Source organism: Azomonas macrocytogenes (assembly GCF_014191985.1).
GTDB classification, from domain to species: domain Bacteria; phylum Pseudomonadota; class Gammaproteobacteria; order Pseudomonadales; family Pseudomonadaceae; genus Azomonas; species Azomonas macrocytogenes.
On sequence record NZ_JACHXI010000022.1, the window covers coordinates 1 to 14,019 of the forward strand.

Annotated in this window: 13 protein-coding genes; 2 read left to right on the forward strand and 11 right to left on the reverse strand. The window is 57.9% G+C overall.

The genetic code is table 11. The features are described 5' to 3' along the window. Positions 1-362: 362 nt before the first annotated feature. The 10 genes from panD to dksA all read right to left on the reverse strand — a co-directional run bounded on the left by panD (position 363) and on the right by dksA (position 11,373). Positions 363-743, reverse strand: coding sequence for an aspartate 1-decarboxylase (gene panD / locus FHR87_RS16255; RefSeq protein ID WP_183167792.1), 381 nt, complete (start codon positions 741-743; stop codon positions 363-365). A gap of 84 nt (positions 744-827) precedes the next feature. After that, on the reverse strand, positions 828-1,688 hold the full coding sequence (gene panC, locus FHR87_RS16260) for a pantoate--beta-alanine ligase (RefSeq protein WP_183167793.1): 861 nt from the start codon (positions 1,686-1,688) through the stop codon (positions 828-830). After that, positions 1,685-2,485, reverse strand: coding sequence for a 3-methyl-2-oxobutanoate hydroxymethyltransferase (panB, locus tag FHR87_RS16265; protein WP_183167794.1), 801 nt, complete (start codon positions 2,483-2,485; stop codon positions 1,685-1,687). The genes panC and panB overlap by 4 nt, the downstream gene beginning before the upstream one ends. Positions 2,486-2,674: 189 nt before the next feature. Beyond that, positions 2,675-3,190: a 2-amino-4-hydroxy-6-hydroxymethyldihydropteridine diphosphokinase gene (folK, locus tag FHR87_RS16270; protein ID WP_183167795.1), complete on the reverse strand. Its 516-nt coding sequence runs from the start codon at positions 3,188-3,190 to the stop codon at positions 2,675-2,677. Next, complete coding sequence (locus FHR87_RS16275; protein ID WP_183167796.1) at positions 3,183-4,565, reverse strand: polynucleotide adenylyltransferase PcnB; 1,383 nt, start codon at positions 4,563-4,565, stop codon at positions 3,183-3,185. The genes folK and FHR87_RS16275 overlap by 8 nt, the downstream gene beginning before the upstream one ends. Positions 4,566-5,287: 722 nt before the next feature. Next, positions 5,288-6,694: a sigma-54-dependent transcriptional regulator gene (locus tag FHR87_RS16280; RefSeq protein WP_183167797.1), complete on the reverse strand. Its 1,407-nt coding sequence runs from the start codon at positions 6,692-6,694 to the stop codon at positions 5,288-5,290. A gap of 47 nt (positions 6,695-6,741) precedes the next feature. Further along, on the reverse strand, positions 6,742-9,696 hold the full coding sequence (locus FHR87_RS16285) for a sensor histidine kinase (RefSeq protein WP_183167798.1): 2,955 nt from the start codon (positions 9,694-9,696) through the stop codon (positions 6,742-6,744). After that, the gene (locus FHR87_RS16290) at positions 9,680-9,856 is read right to left on the reverse strand and encodes a hypothetical protein (protein WP_183167799.1); all 177 of its coding nucleotides are present in this window, start codon (positions 9,854-9,856) and stop codon (positions 9,680-9,682) included. The genes FHR87_RS16285 and FHR87_RS16290 overlap by 17 nt, the downstream gene beginning before the upstream one ends. Before the next feature lie 86 nt (positions 9,857-9,942). Continuing rightward, on the reverse strand, positions 9,943-10,845 hold the full coding sequence (gene gluQRS, locus FHR87_RS16295) for a tRNA glutamyl-Q(34) synthetase GluQRS (protein ID WP_183167800.1): 903 nt from the start codon (positions 10,843-10,845) through the stop codon (positions 9,943-9,945). Between the two features lie 81 nt (positions 10,846-10,926). After that, positions 10,927-11,373, reverse strand: a complete 447-nt coding sequence (gene dksA, locus FHR87_RS16300) for an RNA polymerase-binding protein DksA (RefSeq protein ID WP_183167801.1) — start codon at positions 11,371-11,373, stop codon at positions 10,927-10,929. A gap of 193 nt (positions 11,374-11,566) precedes the next feature. Here dksA and FHR87_RS16305 point away from each other — a divergent pair, with 193 nt between their 5' ends. Then, complete coding sequence (locus FHR87_RS16305) at positions 11,567-12,739, forward strand: pyridoxal phosphate-dependent aminotransferase (protein WP_183167802.1); 1,173 nt, start codon at positions 11,567-11,569, stop codon at positions 12,737-12,739. Further along, on the forward strand, positions 12,740-13,450 hold the full coding sequence (gene sfsA, locus FHR87_RS16310; RefSeq protein WP_183167803.1) for a DNA/RNA nuclease SfsA: 711 nt from the start codon (positions 12,740-12,742) through the stop codon (positions 13,448-13,450). Between the two features lie 20 nt (positions 13,451-13,470). On the opposite strand, the gene FHR87_RS16315 is transcribed toward sfsA, so the two are convergent. Then, a complete protein-coding gene (locus tag FHR87_RS16315; RefSeq protein ID WP_183167804.1) occupies positions 13,471-13,986 on the reverse strand; it encodes an MgtC/SapB family protein in 516 nt (171 codons plus the stop codon). Positions 13,987-14,019 lie beyond the last annotated feature (33 nt).

Below are 14,019 nucleotides of genomic sequence, written 5' to 3' on the forward strand. Positions count from 1 at the left end.
AAGGCTTCGCGCATGCTGAAGTGGTGCAGGCTTTGGCGGTGATCGTGCAGGGCTTTCCAGGAGGGCAGGCCGGTGACGTCGAGCGGATTCTGGTAATAACTCATGGAGAAGGGCTTCCTTTGCTTGGCAGGCCTGGGAAACTCATGTGGCAACGGGTGTGTCACGTGTTACCGGGCCAAAGGGTACAGTCGCGCCGTTATAGTCGAGTCTCAATAGATAAGACGCAAGCCGCTTCGGTTTTACCGGAGCGGTGATAAATCATCCTGATGCCATCGGCCCTGCTTTGATCAGCACGTTCGTTGTTGTGTTCCGCAACATGAGCTGGGTATACACACGAAAAGCCGAGCCATGCTCAGTCGAGGTCAGGCAAGCTGAACCGGGATGGCATTACTGGTATGGCTGAGCTCTCCCTCGGCCCCCATATAGAGTATCCGCGGTTTGAAGTCGACCAGCTCGGCCTCGCTGTAGTGGGCATAGGCGCAGATGATCAGGCGCTGGCCGACACCTGCCTTGTGTGCGGCAGCGCCGTTGACCGAAATGATTCGCGAACCTTCTTCGCCGCGGATCGCGTAGGTCGTGAAGCGCTCACCGTTATCGACGTTGTAGAGCTGGATCTGCTCGTATTCACGAATGCCGGCCAGGTCCAGCCAGTCACCATCGATGGCGCAGGAGCCTTCATAGTCGAGCACCGAGTGGGTCACCAAGGCGCGATGCAGTTTGGCCTTGAGCATAATGGCGTGCATGTGTGGAAATTCCTCCGGCTGTGTAGCGCGCAGAATGTGCCCGAACCTTTGATGGCTATCAAGAATGCGGGGCGAATTGATCTTTCAACTGGGAGCGTCGAGATCTACCTGCAGGTTATCGATCAGGCGCGTAGTGCCCAGGTAGGCTGCGGCAAGCAATGCCAGTTGAACGGTATTGGCATCGGCCGGGCGCAGGGTCTGCGCATCGCGGATCTCCAGATAGTCGGGGCGCATGCCGGCTGTGCGTAGCTCATTCAGTCCAGAATCGATCAAGGTCGAATAATCTCGCTGGCCGCTGCGAAGTTGGTTGGCCATCCGCTTCAAGGTGGCATATAGCGCTGGTGCCCGCTGGCGTTCCTCTGGTGTCAGGTAGCCATTGCGCGAAGACAATGCCAGGCCATCCTCGGCGCGTATGGTTGCCTTGCCGATGATCCGAATGGGCAGGTTGAGGTCACGAACCATGCTGCGAATCACCGCCAACTGCTGGAAATCCTTCTGGCCGAAGACGGCAAGATCGGGCTGAACCATGTTGAACAGCTTGCAAACCACCGTGGCTACGCCGGTGAAATGTCCTGGGCGACTACCCCCGCATAATCCTTCCGACACGCCGGGTACAGTGACCAGGGTCTGGTCGGCCTGGCCGTGTGGATACATTTCGTTCACGTTCGGTGCGAACAGGAGATGGCAACCGGCGGTTTGCAGTTTTTCCTGGTCGGTAGCCAGGGTTCGCGGATAACTGTTCAGGTCTTCATGGGGGCCGAATTGCAGTGGATTGACAAAGATACTGGCAACCACAAAATCGGCTTCCCCAAGGGCTGTGCCGATCAGGGCGATATGGCCGCTATGCAGATTGCCCATGGTGGGTACGAAACCAATCCGCTTGTTTTCACGGCGGGCTTGGGCGACGGCCGCGCGCAATTCGCTGATGGTGTTGATCGTCTTCATGCGTTGAACCCATGCTCCACGGCGGGAAATTCGCCAGATTTTACTGCTTTGACATAGGCGCCGATGGCTGCCGGAATATCATGTTGATCCTGCATGAAATTCCTGACGAATTTTGGCGTATGGCTCCCTAGCGAGAGGCCCAGCATGTCGTGCAGTACCAGTACCTGGCCATCTGTGCCTGCACCTGCGCCGATACCGATGACGGGGATGCGGACTGCCTGGGTGATCCGGTTCGCCAGCTCGCTGGGAACGCATTCGAGCAGCAGCATGGCGGCACCGGCTTCTTCCAGTGCCTGGGCATCTTCCAGCATCTTTTTCGCCTGGGCTTCATGGCGGCCCTGTACTTTATAACCGCCAAAAATATTCACGGCCTGCGGAGTCAGGCCCAGATGCACGCAAACGGGAATACCGCGCTCAGCCAGCAGACGTACGGAAGGAGTCAGCCAGCCGCCGCCTTCCGCCTTGACCATGTGCGCGCCGGCCTGCATCAGAGTTGTCGAATTGGCCAGGATGCGTTCTTCGGTAGCTGCCGCCATGAATGGCAGGTCAGCCAGGATCAGCGCGCCTTGATTGCCACGCTTGACGCTGGCTGTATGGTAAGCGATATCGGCGATTGTGACCGGTAGCGTGCTGTCGTGCCCCTGCAGGACCATGCCCAGAGAATCGCCGATCAGCAATACCTCGACACCTGCGGCACAGGCGATCCTGGCGAAGATGGCATCGTAGCTGGTAAGCATGACGATCTTTTCACCTTTCTGTTTCAGGCTCTGCAGGGTGGTCAGGGTTACGTCTGGCATGGAGGTGCCCTCGGATTGAGTCGTGGGTTGCGGGCAGACAGCAAGTGTCAATGAACGAACGGTTTCGCATGAAATACGAGCGTTCGGAATGCCGAAACAGCGGGGCATTACCGTGGCGGGGGCCTATGGTCCTGACGCTCTGGCGATAAGTCAATCCGTGTTGTTACCCGGCTGTTACTGTTACCTGTGTTACCTGTTGTCTACTGACACTGAATCCAGTTTTTCCAGGCCGTTGAAGGGACAGGCGGCGAGCAGATCGGTCAAGCGACGTCCATCGGGCAGGCGCAGACTGGCAGGTGCCAGCTCTGCCAGCGGGTACAGCACAAAGGCTCGGGCATGCAAGTGATAATGGGGCACCTTGAGCCGAGCCTCATTCAGCAGACGGTCGCCAAACAGCAGTATGTCCAGGTCCAGTGTGCGCGGTCCCCAGCGTTCGGCTTTGCGTTCGCGGCCCTGGTTGCGCTCGATGTCCTGCAAGGCATCGAGCAGGCCCAGCGGAGGCATTGTCGTGGCGAGAGCAGCGACTGCATTGACGTAGCGAGGCTGTTCCGGTGGCCCCAGTGGATCGCTTGCATAAAAGGAGGAGACGGCAACCAACCGGGTATTCGGCAATTTCTGCAAAGCGCACAAGGCCTCGCCTAGCTGCTTGATCGGTTCGGACAGATTGCTGCCAAGACCGACATAGACGCGTTCTGTTTCAATCATCGCTAAGTGGGGCGGCTTTGCTGCTGTTGCGTCGCCGGCCACCGCGACGGCGTTTGCGCGTATTGCTTCGGCCTTCGTCGTCAAGATTGCGAATCATCTCGCGCCGTTCGCTACCGGTGGCTTCCTGATAGTCCGTCCACCAGTCGCCAAGACCCGATGTTTTCTCTCCGGCACTTTCCCGTAGCAGCAGAAAATCGTATCCGGCACGAAAGCGCGGGTTTTCCAGCAGTTGATCGGCACGACGCCCATGGCGACGCGGCAAGCGTTCCTGCATGTCCCAGATCTCGCGCATAGGGATGGTGAAGCGCTTGGGAATGGAGGTGCGCTGGCATTGTTCCCAGATCAGGTCATGCGCGGCTTCCTGCATTGCGGGAATCGGTGGAATGCCACGATCCTGCAGTTCCAGCACTCGGGCTGGCAGCGCCGGCCAGAGCAGGGCGGCGAACAGAAAGGCCGGGGTGACCGGTTTGCCTTGCGCGATGCGCTCGTCGGTATTGATCAGTGCCTGGCGGATCAGGTGCCCCGTATAGTCCGGGTTATGGCGAAGCGCTACGGCAGTAGCCGGGAACAGTGGTGCGAACAGATCGTAATGCAACAGCAGTTCCAAGGTTTCTTCTGCCTGGCCGCCCAAAAACAATTTGATGGTTTCATCGAACAGGCGTGCCGCAGGGATTTCTTTGAGTAGATGTGCCAGATGGCGGATTGGCTCGGCACTATGGTGTTCCAGGTCGAAATCCAGTTTGGCCGCGAAGCGGATGGCACGCAGCATTCGTACCGGATCTTCCTGGTAGCGTTGTTCTGGACTACCGATAAGCCGGATCAAGCGGTTGCGGATGTCATGAACGCCGTGGGTGTGATCCAGAATTCGCTCACTGGATGGATCGTAGTAGAGCGCATTGATGGTGAAATCCCGGCGCTGTGCATCGTCTTCCAGCGAGCCATAGATATTGTCGCGCAGTATCCGGCCATTCTGGTTGCGTGATGCTTGATGGTCATCATCGTCGTCCAATGGATGATCGGCCCGGAAGGTGGCCACCTCGATGATTTCACGGCCGAAATGGACATGTACCAACTTGAAGCGCCGGCCTATGACCCGGGCATTGCGAAATTCCGCCCGTACCTGCTCCGGTGTTGCACTGGTGGCAACATCGTAATCCTTGGGTTCTATGTGCAGTAGCAAATCCCGCACGCAGCCGCCCACCACATAGGCTTGGTAACCGGCCTTTTGGAGCCGCTCCACTACGTTGACAGCGTGTCGGCTGATGTCTTGACGCTTTAGCGAATGTTGTCGGGCCGTGAGGATGTCAGGCGCTCGGCGCTGATGTGGCAGGCGGCTCAATGGCAGGCGAAGGGACTGGAACAGCTTTTTCAGCATGAGGGATTCTGTGCGAGGGGTGGAGTGGCCGGCATGGTTGAATTCAATCTGCAAGTGGTCGGCTGGGTACTGTAGATCCCGAACGCTGGGAAGCTAGGCATCTCATCTTGACCAGAACTCGGTTGACTGAATTCTAGCACTGGTAAAGAAGAGAAAAATGAGCGGAATGGAAAAAGCAATAGTAGACATGACGCAGCAGAGGGAGCCGAAGCTCCCTCTTAAGTAATGTTGCGTGCTTTTATTATTATTGATCGGACCTATTGTTTTTGTTTTAGGGCCGTCCCTTGAGCCAACGCTTTTCGGGATATGCTCCTTCACTGGGAGCCAAGAGCAAACGGATACCTTTGGCCGCTGATGTTACCTTTTCCAACCAGTTCGGGCTTCTGCTTGTGCAGTTTTTGTTGTTCTCTGCCTGGTGGTGCTGCTGGTGCAGCTTGGCAACTCCTCTCCAAAAGAATCAGTTAGCTTCGTCTCTGCCGTCTTGTTGTTGTTCTGCTAGAGCCGTTACGTTTTGTTCTTGTTATGAGTTCTGGTTGTTATCGTTGTTGTACGAAGATATAAAGCATCTGCTGTGCCAACTTTTAAAAATCTTTTTAATTCATGCTGTTATGATTTTTTAAGATTTTTTTCTGATGATTTTGTGAAGTGTTTCGTTACCGATAAACTCGCTTGGTGTAGATGTTGTTACTCATCGTTTCCTGGCGGTAACAGTTTTCGACCTGTTACTCGATACTGGTCTTGCGCCTGGGGATGCCCAGGCGTTGGCGGCGCTCCCACAAGCATTTGCGGCTGATACCCAGTTTGCGGGCCAACTCCGTTTCGGTCATGCGATCCTGATGCTCCAGGACGAAGTGCTGGAAATAATCTTCCAGCGAAAGGTCTTCGGGCGATTCGGGACAGTGATCCGATTCTGCCGAGAAATTCGCCAGTGGGAGTTCATCGAAGGATGTAGCGTCCATGGCATTCAAGTCGATGTCGATACCCAGGTATTCGGCATCGATTTCCGGTTTCTCGCTCAGGATGGTCGCGCGCTCGACGGCATTTTCCAGTTCGCGCACATTACCTGGCCATGTGTAGCTGAGAATGGCTCGCTTGGCTTCCCGGGAAAAGTGTAGCCTGCCGGTTTCCTGTTGGCTGTTCTGGCGCTCCAGGAAGGCTTCGGCGATTTCCAGGACGTCACTGTCGCGCTCGCGCAGAGGTGGGAGTTTCAGGGCAATGACGTTCAGGCGGTAATAAAGGTCTTCCCGGAACTGTCCGGTTTTGGCCAGGGTTTTCAGATCGCGATGGGTTGCCGCTACCAGGCGTACATTGACTTTTTGTGACTGGACCGAGCCAACCCGGCGAATCTCGCCTTCCTGCAGTACCCGAAGCAGGCGTGCCTGGGCTTCCAGCGGCAATTCGCCGATTTCATCGAGAAACAGGGTGCCACCATCTGCCGCTTCCACCAGGCCGGTACGTGTGCTGCTGGCGCCAGTGAACGCGCCCTTTTCATGACCGAAGAGTTCGGACTCGATCAGGGTTTCGGGAATGGCTGCGCAGTTGACTGAAATCATCGGTTTCTTATTGCGCCGGGAAAGGTTGTGCAAAGCCCGAGCGACCAGTTCCTTGCCGGTACCGGATTCGCCCAGCACCAGTACGTTGGAGTCGGTTGGCGCAACCTTGCGAATCTTGTTGAACAGGTCCTGCATGGCCGGGCAGCAGCCGATGATGCCGAGATCGCTGTGGTTTACCCGACTATCTAGGTTTGCTTCCGGTACGGTTACAGGCGCCGCTGCGGCTTTGTGGTCATGCAGGATCCTGGCGATCATCTGCAGCATTTCGTCGTGGTCGAATGGCTTGGCGATATAGTCCACCGCGCCCATTCTCATCGAGTCCACGGCCGAGCGCAGGCTGGCATAGCTGGTCATGATCAGGACCGGTTTGCCTTGGGCATGTTCGATCAGATCGGTGCCGGTGGCACCAGGCAGGCGCAGGTCACTGATGATCAGGTCGAAGTCCGGGATGCTGTAGCTGTCCAGGGCTTCTTGTACTGAGCCGGCCTCGCTGATCTGGTATTGGTTGCGTTCCAGCAGGCGGCGCAAAGCGGAGCGGATGATTGGTTCGTCTTCGACAAGCAGGATATGTGGCATCGGAAACTCTCTCGACCTCTTCGGGAGCGGATGACCTGCGACGGTCTTCAACCCGTAGCGGGTGTCGCGTCGATATGCCGCGGCAAACTGATCCGGATGCGGGTACCAAGCTGGTTTTCCGGATCGATCGGGCTTTCAATGTCGACGCGGCCATGATGCTCTTCCACGATGGAATAGACCAGTGCAAGGCCCAGCCCGGTCCCTTTGCCAGGGTCTTTGGTGGTAAAGAACGGCTCGAACAGACGAGCCCGGATAGTCTGCGGAATGCCGCTGCCTTCGTCCTCGACAATCAGCTGGACCATCTGGTCCTTCTCTTCGCTCCTCACGCGAATGACGCCTCCGGCAGGCGATGCGTCACGGGCATTCGATATAAGGTTGATCAGTACCTGAGCCAGCCGCTGCGGATCGCCTTCGGCCACATGAGTCGGATCGCACAGGTTGATGAAGCATACTTCGGTACCCTGGCGGTTGAGCGAGAGCAAGGCGATGGCGTCCTGGGCGATGGCTGACAGGCTGACCGGATAGTGCTGTTGATGGTGTGGTCCGGCATGGGCAAAGCTCATCAGAGACTGGACGATCTTGGTGATGCGCTTGGTTTGCTCGATGATCTGGTTGCTGGTTTCGCTGATTTCCTTATCCGCTTCGTGCTCTTCGCGCAGGTTCTGCGCCAGACAGGCAATGCCGGTAACCGGGTTGCCGATTTCATGAGCCACACCTGCGGCCAGGCGGCCGATGCTGGCCAGGCGTTCGGAGTGGATCAGATAATCTTCCAGAACCTGGACTTCGGTACAGTCTTCTACCAGCAGCACCAGCCCGGCATTGCCAGGGGCCAGTGGCTCGTCGATGGCAGCCTTGTGCAGATTCAGCCAGCGTGGCTTGCCATCGAGCGGCAGGCGTTGTTTGTGTAGATGCTCATCCTGTTGATGGATGAAATTTTCAAACATACTCATCCAGGGTTGGCCGATGGCCGACAGGCGTGAACCGACCACTTCTTGCGCAGAAATCTCCGTAAGTTCTTCCATGGCCCGATTCCACATGAGGATTTCCTGGTCCTTGGCCAGCGAACAGACGCCCATCGGCAACTCTTGCAGTGTTTGCCGATGATAGCGGCGCAAGGTATCGAGTTCGGCTGCCAGGCCGGTAAGCCTCAATTTGTAATCTTCGATACGATTTTCGATGAAGTGGATATCCTCGCTGACGAAGCCTTCGGTGGTGTCTTTGTAGGGAAGAAAATTCTTGACGATATCCTGGGCGATGCTCGGTCCCATCAGGCCGGACAGGTTGGCTTCGACACGGTCGCGCAGGCGGCGCAGGGCATAAGGTCGCTGTTCGTTGAACGGCAGGCGTAGCTCGCGCAGGGCTTTTCCGACTTCTTTTTGCGCTGTTGCCGCGCCCAATGGCTTGGCCAGTTGCTCAGTGAATTCCTGCGGCGAGACGGCAACCAGTTCGCGCCGCTGTGGCAGGCGCATGTTTTCCACTGCGCAGGCTTCGGCGGCACGGATCTCCTCGGGAGTTGAGCGGGTGAACAGGGAAACCAGCGAGAACACCAGTACGTTGATGGCCAGTGAAGCCACCGCGGCCATATGCAGGGTATTTTCATCCAGTACATAAATGCGGTTGAGCAGCGGCAGGTACAGCACTTCATGCCCTTTGATCAGGGGCATGAGCATGCAGAAAATCCAGATACTGATACCGACCAGCAGGCCGGCGATATAGCCGCGCCGGTTTGCCGTGGGCCAATACAGGGTGGAGAGCACACCTGGCAGAAATTGCAGTGTACCGACATAGGCTACGCTGCCCAGGCTGGTGAGATCGTGCCGGCCGTCGAGCAGCCGGTAGAAACCATATCCGGCCATGATGATGGCGAAGATCAGCCCGCGCCGGGTCCATTTCAGCCAGCGATAGATGTTGCCTTCGACGGGGGGCTGGTAGAGCGGCAGCACCAGATGATTGAGCACCATCCCGGAAAGCGCCAGGGTGCTGACGATGATCAGACCACTGGAGGCGGAAAGCCCGCCAATGAAGGCCAGCAAGGCAAGGGGTTCGCTGTTGACCGCCAGCCCCAGGCCCAGGGTGAAATATTCCGGAGGCGTGGCGACATCGAGCTTCAGCCCGCTCCAGAGGATCAGGGGAACCGCCAGGCTCATCAGCAACAGGTATAGCGGCAGGCCCCAACTGGCGGTGACCATGCCATTGGAGCCGATACTTTCGGTGAATGCCATGTGATACATGTGCGGTGTCACCAGGGCTGCGGAAAAAAATACCAGCAGCATGGTGCGCCAGGGACCTTCCTGCAGCGGGGTATGCAAGGCGGCCAAGGCGCTCTGGTTCTGCTGCAGCCAGAGCTCCAGTTGGCTGGAGCCGTCGAATACTGCAAATAGTGCATACAGGCCGATCACTATCAGGGCGATCAGCTTGACCAGCGATTCGAAGGCGATGGCCAGGACCAGCCCTTCGTGCTTTTCCTGGGAGGCAATGTGCCGGGCCCCGAAGAGCATGGTGAACAGCATGATCAGCATGCAGTAAACCAGCGATATGCGTTCGGGTTGCGGTTCGAGAGTCATGATGCCGACGGTGTCGGCTACCGCCTGGATTTGCAGGGCCAGCAGCGGCAGCATGCCAATCAGCATCACGAGCGTAGTCAGGGAACCGCTCCAGGGGCTGCGGAAGCGGAAGGCGAACAAGTCAGCCAGCGATGAGAGCTGGTAGGTTCGGGTCAGGCGCAGGATCGGATGAAGCAGCACCGGTCCGAGCAGAAAGGCGCCGCTGACACCCAGATAGGTCGCCAGGTAACCGTAACCATATTGATAGGCCAGGCCCACTGTGCCATAGAAGGCCCAGGCACTGGCGTAGACACCAAGCGAGAGGGTATAGGTCAGGGGATTGCGGACGATCCAGGTAGGGATCAGGCCGCGTTCGGTTACCCAGGCGATACTGAAGAGGATGAACAGGTAAAGGGCGCTGATCAGCAGCAGATGACTGAGGCTAAAGCTGGTCAGCATCGCTTCTGCTCTGCAGGATGAAGGTCACTACGATCAGGATCAGCCAGAGCAGGTAGGGGCGATACCAGGCGCCGTCGGGAGCGATCCACAGGTCCATGATCGCCGGGGAAAACAAATAGATGCCCACAACCAGGATCAATACCAGGCGGTAGATGTACATGCCGGCGTTCTCCGCAGATAAGTGCGGGGATGGTAGCGGAGGATATCGATGGCGACCACTGTCCGGCGGTTTTTCTCTCGCTGGGTTCAGCGTAGTTGCGCTTCGGCGAGGCTTTGGCGCCGGGGAATGCGTTCTGCCGTCCAGTGGCTAATGGCCCAGGCAAGAATATCGGCGGGCAACGCTTGGTGCAGCTCGGCCGGCGGTTGCTGGCCGAGTGTGCGCAGGGCTCGCAGTAGCAGCGGTGCGGCTTCCTCGGGCCGTAACGGGGGAGAGCGGTAGCTCTTGCCCAGCTTGTGGCCGTCCGGCTGGATGATCAACGGCACATGCAGATAGCGGGGGTGCAGCAACCCCATGAGTTCCTGCAGATAAAGCTGGCGTGGCGTCGAGTCGAGCAGATCGGCGCCCCGCACGATATCGGTCACTCCTTGCCAGGCGTCGTCCAGAACCACAGCCAGTTGGTAGGCAAGCAGACCATCGCGACGGCAAATGATGAAATCACCGACGTCCTGGCCCAACTGCTGGGTATATTCACCCTGAACGCGGTCGGTAAAGCGGTAATAAAGATGCGGCGCGCGCACACGGATAGCGGCATTTTGCCGGTCGCGTCCTGCTTCGCGGCAAAAGCCGGGATAAGGGCCGGGATAGGCTTTCAGTTGTCTGCGGGAACAGGCGCAGGGGTAGGCCAGCCCTTGTTCCAGCAGGTATTCGATGGCTTGCGCGTATTGCGCCTGGCGCGAACTCTGTCGGACAACTTCGCCGTCCCACTCCAGCCCGTAGCCTTCCAGCGTGTGCAGGATTGCATCCTGGGCTCCAGGTACTTCGCGCGGTGGGTCCAGGTCTTCCATGCGTACCAGCCAGCTCCCGCCAGCAGCGCGAGCGTCGAGAAAGGAGGCCAGGGCGGCGACCAGGGAGCCGAAATGCAGGTAGCCGCTCGGGGTTGGCGCGAAGCGTCCGATGTAGCGGTCAGATCGAGCGTGCGGGAAAGACATGCCGGAATCGGCTCGGGAAGTGAACGAGGCGGTAAAGCCCGGGAATGAAACGGGGCGAGCTGGCGCCCCGTTTCGTTCCGGTCATGAACCTATCTGCTTTTCCTTGATTTCCGCCAGCGTCTTGCAATCGATGCAAAGCGTTGCGGTAGGGCGAGCCTCCAGGCGACGGATACCGATCTCGACGCCGCAGGAATCGCACCAGCCATATTCGTTGTCTTCGATCAACTGGAGGGTTTCATCGATTTTTTTGATCAGTTTGCGTTCTCGGTCACGAGCGCGCAGCTCAAGGCTGAATTCTTCTTCCTGGCTGGCACGATCGGCAGGGTCAGGGAAGTTGGCCGCTTCGTCCTGCATGTGATGCACGGTACGATCGACCTCTTCCATCAACTCTTTCTTCCACTTGTTGAGGATGGCAGTGAAATGAGCGCGCATCTGCTCGCTCATGTATTCCTCGCCCTTAGTTTCCTTGTAAGGTTGGAAGCCGCGAACCAATTGTGTGTTTGTTGGGGTTGCTTTGGTAATGGGCATTGATGGCCGCCTCTCGCTATATCCATTGCGCAGCTTAAGGGTTTCCTTTGCCAGCAGTGCCGGCTCTGCGACTGCAAGCGAGCGAACTTACCAGATCGAACCGGGGTCCGCCACTCTCCGACACTACCGACGACTGCGGTGCTCATGAATCTTTGGATAGAATCCATCCTTTAAAGACATCTGCGAGGCTTGGATGATTCCAAACTACAGTGAACGCAGCAAGGCGATAGAACCTTTTCGGGTCATGGCACTGTTGGCGCGGGCCAAGGAATTGCAGGCGCAGGGCAAGGATGTCATCCATTTGCAGATCGGCGAACCGGACTTTTCCACCGCTGCACCCATCGTTGCCGCCGGGCAGGCTGCATTGGCGGCTGGCCATACGCGCTATACGGCAACAAAAGGACTGCTGCCGTTGCGCGAGGCGATCTCCGGGTTCTATGCGCAGCGCTATGGGATTACCATCGGACCAGAGCGGATCTTGATCACTCCTGGCGGATCGGGTGCGCTGCTTCTGGTCAGCAGCCTGCTGGTCGACCCCGGTAAACATTGGCTGCTGGCTGATCCCGGTTATCCCTGCAACCGGCACTTTTTGCGGTTGGTCGAAGGTGATTCGCAACTGATTCCAGTCGGGCCGCAAGAGCGTTATCAATTAACGCCCGCATTGATCGAGCAGTACTGGAACCAGAATAGTGTCGGTGCATTGGTGGCGTCTCCGGCCAACCCTACCGGTACGCTGCTGGCGCGGGAAGAGCTGGCCGGGCTGTCCGGAGCCTTGCGACGGCATGGCGGTCACCTGGTGGTGGACGAGATCTATCATGGGCTGACTTACGGTGTGGAGGCGGCCAGCATCCTGGAAGTGGATGACGAGGCCTTCGTGCTCAACAGTTTTTCCAAGTACTTCGGCATGACCGGTTGGCGCCTGGGCTGGTTGGTGGCGCCAGTGGCGGCGGTACCCGAGTTGGAAAAGCTGGCGCAGAATCTTTACATCAGCCCGCCGAGCATGGCCCAGCATGCGGCACTGGCCTGTTTCGAAACGCAGACGCTGGCTATTCTTGAAGAGCGACGTGCCGAATTTGCCAGACGTCGCGATTACCTGTTATCAGCATTACGTACCTTGGGGTTCGCGATTCATGTCGAGCCGCAAGGTGCTTTCTATCTATATGCCGACATCAGCGCTTTCGGCGGCGATTCCAATGCATTCTGCCAGTTCATGCTGGAAACCGAATACGTGGCTATCACGCCGGGAATCGATTTCGGTCGTCATCAGGCGGATCAGCATGTGCGGTTTGCCTACACCCAAGATCTGCCGCGCCTGGAACAGGCTGTCGCGCGCATCGCCCATGGCCTGCAGTATTGGAAGCCTTGAATGCATTTCGTTCCCGCTCTTGAGGAAGGTCGGCTGATTCGTCGCTATAAGCGTTTTCTGGCCGATATCGTGACGGCACAGGGCGAGACTCTTTGCATTCACTGCCCGAATACCGGCTCCATGCGCAATTGCATGCAAGAGGGAGGGCGTATCTGGTTCCAGCGCTCCAGCGACCCCCGGCGTAAGTTGCCGGCAACCTGGGAACTGGCCGAGACGCCTCAAGGGCGAATCGCCTGCGTCAATACGGCAAGAGCGAATAGATTGGTCGAGGAGGCCCTGCGGGCTGGCCGCATCGAAGAGTTGTCCGGCTTCAGCGGGCTGCGGCGCGAGGTGGCCTATGGCGTGGAAGGCAGCCGGGTGGATTTTCGCCTTGATTATCCGGTCGGGTCGGCCTTTGTCGAGGTCAAGAGCGTCACCCTGGGGTTTGCCGGTACGTCCGTGGCGGCTTTCCCGGATGCCGTGACGCAGCGTGGAAGTCGTCACTTGCGTGAACTGGCTGCCCTGGCCCGGGACGGAATTCGCGCAGTACAACTTTATTGCGTGAATCTGTCGGGCATCGACGCGGTGCGGCCAGCCGGCGAGATAGATCCGTCCTATGCCGCTGCGTTACGTCATGCGAGGGCTGCGGGGGTCGAAGTACTGGCTTACGCGGCGCAATTGTCGGTCGATGGGATCTGTTTGCAGCGTAGAATCGAGGTGTTGCCTGACTGATGGATGCCGGCTGACCCTGTTCAGGCTTCGGGTGGCTGATCGTTTTTATTACGCTTGTGTGCGGCGTGTTGTTCAAGTATCCGCATCAATGACATCACGAGCAGCATCAGGAGCGTGCTGAGAACGGCCGTTGAACCATAGCCGAGGCCGGCTGCCGCGCCAATGGCGGCGGTCGTCCAGATCCCGGCAGCAGTGGTCAGGCCGTGAACCCGATGCAGGGAGCCACTACCTTTGAGAATGGTCCCGGCACCTAGAAAGCCCACACCGGTAATGATGCCCTGCAATACCCGGGATATGTCATCGTTCGATGTGCCAGCCAGGCTCGGTAGCAGAGCAAAAAGCGCGGCGCCCAGCGAAACCAGCATATGTGTTCGCAGGCCGGCTGATTTTCCGTGATATTCCCTTTCATAGCCGAGCAAACCTCCGAGAACGACGGCCAACAGCAGGCGAATGCAAATGCGAAGCGCCTTTTCCTGATCGGCAATGTCGGAAAACTCCGCAGCGATGCTTGCCGCCAGCAGGTTCCAGATATCCATTTCTTTTCCTGCCTGAGCAATGAATGGGGTGGT

Excerpts from the sequence above, each read along its gene's own strand:
- FHR87_RS16275 (WP_183167796.1), bottom strand. The coding sequence starts at position 4,565 with ATGCTGAAAAAGCTGTTCCAGTCCCTTCGCCTGCCATTGAGCCGCCTG.
- panC (WP_183167793.1), bottom strand. The coding sequence starts at position 1,688 with ATGAAGACGATCAACACCATCAGCGAATTGCGCGCGGCCGTCGCCCAA.
- FHR87_RS16280 (WP_183167797.1), bottom strand. The coding sequence starts at position 6,694 with ATGCCACATATCCTGCTTGTCGAAGACGAACCAATCATCCGCTCCGCT.
- panB (WP_183167794.1), bottom strand. The coding sequence starts at position 2,485 with ATGCCAGACGTAACCCTGACCACCCTGCAGAGCCTGAAACAGAAAGGT.
- sfsA (WP_183167803.1), top strand. The coding sequence starts at position 12,740 with ATGCATTTCGTTCCCGCTCTTGAGGAAGGTCGGCTGATTCGTCGCTAT.
- FHR87_RS16290 (WP_183167799.1), bottom strand. The coding sequence starts at position 9,856 with ATGTACATCTACCGCCTGGTATTGATCCTGGTTGTGGGCATCTATTTG.
- panD (WP_183167792.1), bottom strand. The coding sequence starts at position 743 with ATGCACGCCATTATGCTCAAGGCCAAACTGCATCGCGCCTTGGTGACC.
- gluQRS (WP_183167800.1), bottom strand. The coding sequence starts at position 10,845 with ATGTCTTTCCCGCACGCTCGATCTGACCGCTACATCGGACGCTTCGCG.
- folK (WP_183167795.1), bottom strand. The coding sequence starts at position 3,190 with ATGATTGAAACAGAACGCGTCTATGTCGGTCTTGGCAGCAATCTGTCC.
- FHR87_RS16305 (WP_183167802.1), top strand. The coding sequence starts at position 11,567 with ATGATTCCAAACTACAGTGAACGCAGCAAGGCGATAGAACCTTTTCGG.
- FHR87_RS16285 (WP_183167798.1), bottom strand. The coding sequence starts at position 9,696 with ATGCTGACCAGCTTTAGCCTCAGTCATCTGCTGCTGATCAGCGCCCTT.
- FHR87_RS16315 (WP_183167804.1), bottom strand. The coding sequence starts at position 13,986 with ATGGATATCTGGAACCTGCTGGCGGCAAGCATCGCTGCGGAGTTTTCC.
- dksA (WP_183167801.1), bottom strand. The coding sequence starts at position 11,373 with ATGCCCATTACCAAAGCAACCCCAACAAACACACAATTGGTTCGCGGC.